Genomic DNA, 5,094 nt, shown 5'->3' with positions numbered 1-5,094 from the left:
TCGCATAAGATGAAAAATAAAATGATCATTTAGCGTTGTTTTAACTTTTAAAAATGTAAAAATGGTTAACATTTTTATATTCTTTAGCAATCTTTCTTAGTTATAAAAATGACTTAATAAAATCGTTTTTGTCATTTATTTTGTTAATGATCGGAAAGAAAAGGTTGTATTTATCATTCTAAAAAATCAAGATTCATATTCAATTGATATACATCATAAACAAAAAGTAAGTCGCTAATGTTCAAGAAATGAGTCGAATGTAATTTTAAATTTGAATTTTTCTATCCCAAACTGAGTAAAGATATTTACTTAGTTTTCTCTTTTTTTATCTCCAATTATTTTACTAACAATGCTTATTTTGAAAATAAAAATAAGCACTTAAAGTAAAAAATGAAGAAAAGAATAGCCACTTTTGTCTTCAAACATGTTTTGTTTTTGGAAATATTACAAACATGATAGGATTTTCAAATAGTATTTGACATGAGCATAAGGGAATCCAGTACCACCTTTGGTGGTATTCAGCATAGCTGAAGGATTATCTTACATTTACCTTGATTAATTACTTTTTTAAAACTATTATAAACATTGATATAACAATATTTAGAGTTAATATTAAATAGAAATTGATCGAGATTATAATCCTTAATATTGCATACTATTTACAATTGTTACAAGACCACTTTAAATTGTTTGAATACTATTATTTTTGTTGATTTCATAGGCTTCAGTCATCCTCAATCCTATAAATAGGATTAATTTTTTTACCCAAATCCTATTAATCCTACTACTTTTAGTATTAATTTCACCAATAAAATCACTAAAAAGTAATCTAAGCAATTCATACATTTGTTTCACTTTTTGAAATTGATTAAATACTTTTTTCTCAATATCAAACTCAATAATGATCATATTATTTATTTTTTAAGTTCAAAAAAAGAGAAAGAATAAAACAATTTCTATACGTTTCTATGCTCAATTTTATTAAAAAGTGAATCGAAATAAAGATCATTTTATCTTTTTATTAACTAGAGAATTAAAAAATATAAAATGTATAATAAGATTCATCGAAATGATTATACTCAAAATTTTTTATTTTAAGCTTCCTAAAATTATTTTAATTAACTATAAAATATTAATTGAAAAACAGAGTATTATTTATTTTAGACTGTCTAAAGAAATAAAATAGAACGGAAAACATGCCAAATTACATTTTCTAAAAGAAAGTGATTTGACAGTATATTTTTATATTTGGAATAAAAAGAGTATTTAACGAGTGAACTTTTTGATTTAACAGAAAGTGAAAAACAAGAAATTAATCATCAAGTGATTGATGAAATTGAAGAAGAAAAATAAAAGCATAAAGTGAGAAATGAATAAAATTATTGAATTTTGTTGTTTATAACAATTTCTTTTTTTCGCTAAACTTAATATATTTTTAACTAAATTAAGTGTCATATTTTTAGGATGAATGATATATAATATTTTATATAATATTAAAACAAAGGAGATTAAATTATGAAAAAAGTTACTGGTTTGGTAGTAAGTATTGTTTTTTTAATTACTTTATCTGCTTGTGGAGCTGAAAAAACTAAAACATTTGTTGGAGAAGAATCTAATGTGAAAATGGAGATAACTTATACATATAAAGGGGACGAAATAATTAAACAAAAATCTGTAAATACTTTGAAATATAGCGATTTTAGTCTGAATGATGATACATCTAAAAAAATAATGAAGGAAGCAATAGAGAAAGAAAGTAAAAAAATGCAAGACGTTAAAGGTGTAAAGGAAACTGTTAAAGAGAATGATGAAGGGATTATAGAAACTATAACTATAGATTTAAAAAATGCTGATATTGATACTTTAAAATCTAAAGATATTGTTAGTATGTCTGGTAATACAGGGAATGGTTTTAGTATGAAGAAAACTGAGAAGGAAATGAAAAAAGAAGGTTTTAAAGAAAAAGAAGACTAATTTTGACTGAATATATTTTATACACTTGGAATAACGTTAGCAAAAAGCTGGCGTTATTTTTTATTTTTAATGACTTTTATAATTAAAATGTTCAACAGGAATGATTGCTCAAATTTTTCAAAATATCGCCTTAAAATTAAAAATAAAGGTATTCTGATTTGTAATAAATTAGAATATAAAAAAGAGCTACCATTTAAAATTTAAGTAGCTCTTACTCACTTTTTGGCTGATTAAAAAGTGGCAAAGTATTAAAAATCAAGAAAGAATATTTTAATTATAACATGGCAGTTATGACGAGAAAATTTATTGATCGTTGAGAAGAATCCTTAACTAAACTTGTAGACGAATGTCGGTATAGCGTGAGCTATTAAACCGACCATTCGACAAGTTTAGGGATTGTCAAGGATTCCAAGGCTCAACGTCAATAAAGCAATTACTTTTAAGATAGATTATTATTTTCAAATAATTGTTTTGAAATTTCTTTTGCTTGTTTAAGATTTAATATTTTATGAGATTCTTTATTTGGCAAACTATTTAAATAGTTTTCGGCGTTATTTTTGCTTGTGAAAAAGTGTATGTAAGGACAGCAATTTTTGTCACAATCTTCTTTTTGACAAACATCTTTGTATGAAATGTAAATATTACTTTTGTTGTGATTGATTATTTTATTATCTTTTATTTCTAGCTTAATTTTTTCTTTAGTTAATTCGTCTTCGCTTAAAATTAATATGTTTAAGCTTGTTGTATAATATATACCTATGGCGTCTATTGCACACATTGCAAATAAGGGTTCTTTGCTTTTGTTTGTATAGACGAGTTTATTTGTTTTTTCAGAAGATATAGGATATATACATTTGATTTTATCATTTTCAGTAGTTATAACTTTTTTGTCTATTAAAGATTTATATTCAGGGATTACATCTAATTTTTTATTAGGGTTTTCACAAATTTTATTTATGATATTATTTCTTAATTCGTTTTCTTTTTGATTTAAATCTTTTGTAAAGTTCAATTTTCTGTCTCCAATCGTAATTATTACGATTTAATTATACATGAAATTTCTTTTTTAGAAACGAGTTTCTTCTTATCTTGATACTATAAAAAAAGCAAAGATATAACATAAAATGACTTATCGGAAGTACATATGCTTCAAAAGATACAGATGGTATAATAATGGAGTCGCCTATCTCTCAGGCGTCAATTTGACGTAGGGAGGAGGTGTTATTCATGTTGGAAATCCTTGTTCACATCACGACCACAGTCATCAGTGGTTGTATTATTGCGTTATTTACGCATTGGCTGCGTAATCGCAAAGACAAATAGGCGACAATAGCCACACCTACAAAAATCCCCTCACTATTTGCGGTAGTGAGGGGATTGGTGTATCCATGCTGGATTCCTTGTTAAGTGCATTATAACATCATAGTGTAGAGGAATGCAAAATTAGTATCTATATAGGAGGATGAAATAAAATAGAAAGTTTTATAGGATTTCTAACAGTTTTTTTCTTTGCTTTAATGATCATCACTTTTCTTTTACAGCTATACTATATATAATAAAAGGACTTTATAATGAACAAGCAACAGGTGCTTTATTAGCTAGTACAATATTTATGATTATATTTATTTTTTCTGCTCTTTTCTATTTATATTTAGTGAAAAGATAATGTAAAAATGTTAATCATAAGTACACCATAATCATACAAAATAAGTTATTGAATTTATAGTAACTTGTCACTTTATTCGATATATGAGAATGACTTTACCTAATCAATGAGAAAAGCAACGCACTATATTAAAATGCGTTGCTTTTTCTATTATCGAATACCTATAACTAAACTATCTCTAACTGTTTCTATAACTTCTGTACTTATTTTATCTAAACCATTTATATCCATAATTTAATTTCTTTTTGGAGGCCACACAAAATATGAAATACAAATAATTAAGTCTATAATAATAACAATTGTCCAAATATGGATAACACCATCCATAGCTTCTGTACGACTTTTATCATTAATCAAATAAACAACTAAATGTAAAATCCCAGTACCTATAATGTAAGACAGTAAATGTTTCAACCAACTTTTAGCATAGTTTTTAGAGTAATCTAAACCGTCAAGTTTATAAGGTTTGGAACCTTGCTTCATCACATAATATCTAAATCTATCATCTGCCCAATTTATCATGCTTTTGCCAAAGACAAGAGAAATTGAAATATAAACTGCTGCTATAGCATGTGGCATTTCAGCTGTTGCACCATTCATAAGGTCTACAACCGTTGTTATAATAAGTATTAAATCTATAATAGGCGTAAGTGCAAGGAAGAATAAACCCAATGTTTGTTGATTTAAGATATATCTTGTTACTAAACCAAGTAATATTACAAACCAAAAGGCTATTTCACAAAAAATTATAAGCCATGCTATAAAGTTCACGGGCCGTCCTCCTTTATTGCGTTAATCTAACTATTTCTTCATCTACAATGATTTGAATATCATCGTTTGAAACACCGTTTGGATTAAGCAATTTATGTAAAGCTAAACCGTCAATTAATGCATGTAATTTCATCGAATTAAGATGAATATTCACATTGTTCTTCAACAAATGATCGTTTTTTAATAATGTCAAAATACTATTACATAATTGGTCTAACCCATCATCAAGTGTACTTTGACCGTACTCATGTATGTCATTGCGAAACGCCATCCAAACTTCCATATCAGCTAGTCTCTCTTTATCCAATGGTAGTACTGTTAATAAACTCGCTTTTGCTTTATCTATTGTAGTAAGGTTTTCAGATTTAAATATTGCTTCAATTCTCCTCCTTACTTTTAATTCTACTGTAGACATTACAGCATTTAATAACTCTGAATGATTCGGAAAATAATATCTAATCTGTCCAGGTGTCATATCAGCTAATTTCGCAATTTGTCTTACAGTAGATCCCTTAACTCCTTTTTCTACAATGGAGTCGAAAGCGTATTGAATGATTTGTTTTTTCTTTTCTTTATGATTAATTATTTTTGGCATAGCTATATGTTAACACATTTTAATACACTTGTATTAAAAAAGTGTACAGAATACAACCATTTTCTGTACACTCTCTTTTTATATCTAG

At 26.4% G+C, this 5,094-nt stretch carries 5 protein-coding genes and 1 pseudogene; 2 read left to right on the top strand and 4 right to left on the bottom strand.

Annotation, left to right across the window (positions count from 1 at the left end; translation table 11 throughout):
* Nucleotides 1–1,515 precede the first annotated feature (1,515 nt).
* Nucleotides 1,516–1,974, top strand: a complete 459-nt coding sequence (locus HMPREF3265_RS00020; protein WP_070860814.1) for a DUF1307 domain-containing protein — start codon at nt 1,516–1,518, stop codon at nt 1,972–1,974.
* Nucleotides 1,975–2,413: 439 nt separating this feature from the next.
* Here HMPREF3265_RS00020 and merB read toward each other — a convergent pair whose 3' ends face one another.
* The gene (gene merB, locus HMPREF3265_RS00015; protein WP_001011857.1) at nt 2,414–2,986 is read right to left on the bottom strand and encodes an organomercurial lyase; all 573 of its coding nucleotides are present in this window, start codon (nt 2,984–2,986) and stop codon (nt 2,414–2,416) included.
* A 215-nt stretch (nt 2,987–3,201) separates the two neighbouring features.
* Between merB and HMPREF3265_RS12305 the strand changes: the two genes are divergently transcribed.
* Nucleotides 3,202–3,297: a type I toxin-antitoxin system Fst family toxin gene (locus HMPREF3265_RS12305; protein WP_011276848.1), complete on the top strand. Its 96-nt coding sequence runs from the start codon at nt 3,202–3,204 to the stop codon at nt 3,295–3,297.
* A gap of 493 nt (nt 3,298–3,790) precedes the next feature.
* Here the strand turns inward: HMPREF3265_RS12305 and HMPREF3265_RS12300 are convergent.
* The 3 genes and pseudogenes from HMPREF3265_RS12300 to HMPREF3265_RS00005 all read right to left on the bottom strand — a co-directional run.
* Nucleotides 3,791–3,874, bottom strand: a pseudogene (locus tag HMPREF3265_RS12300) (ATP-binding protein); the annotation flags it as partial.
* A complete protein-coding gene (locus HMPREF3265_RS00010) occupies nt 3,875–4,411 on the bottom strand; it encodes a hypothetical protein (RefSeq protein WP_011276563.1) in 537 nt (178 codons plus the stop codon).
* Between the two features lie 13 nt (nt 4,412–4,424).
* Nucleotides 4,425–5,006 carry a TetR/AcrR family transcriptional regulator gene (locus HMPREF3265_RS00005; protein ID WP_011276564.1) on the bottom strand — a complete coding sequence of 194 codons (582 nt, stop codon included), beginning with the start codon at nt 5,004–5,006 and terminating at the stop codon, nt 4,425–4,427.
* Nucleotides 5,007–5,094: the final 88 nt, after the last annotated feature.

It is taken from the genome of Staphylococcus sp. HMSC62B09, assembly GCF_001839115.1.
GTDB classification, from domain to species: Bacteria; Bacillota; Bacilli; order Staphylococcales; family Staphylococcaceae; genus Staphylococcus; species Staphylococcus haemolyticus.
The sequence above is the reverse complement of the archived record's forward strand: the minus strand, read 5'-3'. Positions and strand labels throughout refer to the sequence as shown.

Coding starts and splice junctions, on each gene's coding strand:
- HMPREF3265_RS12305 (WP_011276848.1), top strand. CDS start 3,202: ATGTTGGAAATCCTTGTTCACATCACGACCACAGTCATCAGTGGTTGT.
- HMPREF3265_RS00005 (WP_011276564.1), bottom strand. CDS start 5,006: ATGCCAAAAATAATTAATCATAAAGAAAAGAAAAAACAAATCATTCAA.
- HMPREF3265_RS00020 (WP_070860814.1), top strand. CDS start 1,516: ATGAAAAAAGTTACTGGTTTGGTAGTAAGTATTGTTTTTTTAATTACT.